Source organism: Brevibacillus halotolerans (assembly GCF_026891775.1).
In the GTDB taxonomy this organism is placed as follows: Bacteria; Bacillota; Bacilli; order Brevibacillales; family Brevibacillaceae; genus Brevibacillus_B; species Brevibacillus_B halotolerans.
Map to the genome: position 1 here is coordinate 1 of NZ_JAPTNK010000068.1, position 337 is coordinate 337.

A 337-nucleotide genomic window follows, 5' to 3' on the forward strand; every position below is an offset into this window, starting at 1 on the left:
TTTATGCTGACTTCATTATCTAGTTTTGAAAGAACAATTCTTTCACATTGTTCCTCAGTAGCTCAATGGTGGAGCAACCGGCTGTTAACCGGTAGGCTGGCGGTTCGAGTCCGTCCTGAGGAGCCATGCTCCTGTAGCTCAGTCGGTAGAGCGCTTCCATGGTAAGGAAGAGGTCGCAGGTTCGATTCCTGTCGGGAGCACCATAGCATATTGGCCCGTTGGTGAAGCGGTTTAACACAGCAGCCTTTCACGCTGTCATACAGGGGTTCGAATCCCCTACGGGTCACCATTTATCTGGAGGATTAGCTCAGCTGGGAGAGCATCTGCCTTACAAGCA

Annotated in this window: 3 tRNA genes; all 3 read left to right on the forward strand. The window is 51.0% G+C overall.

The annotated features are described in order from the left end of the window. The first annotated feature begins 51 nt into the window (after positions 1-51). The 3 genes from O0550_RS24190 (at position 52) to O0550_RS24200 (ending at position 289) form a co-directional block, all read left to right on the forward strand. A tRNA-Asn gene (locus O0550_RS24190) sits at positions 52-126 on the forward strand. 1 nt (position 127) lies between these two features. Then, positions 128-203: transfer RNA gene (locus O0550_RS24195), tRNA-Thr, on the forward strand. Positions 204-212: 9 nt separating this feature from the next. Then, a tRNA-Glu gene (locus O0550_RS24200) sits at positions 213-289 on the forward strand. Positions 290-337: the final 48 nt, after the last annotated feature.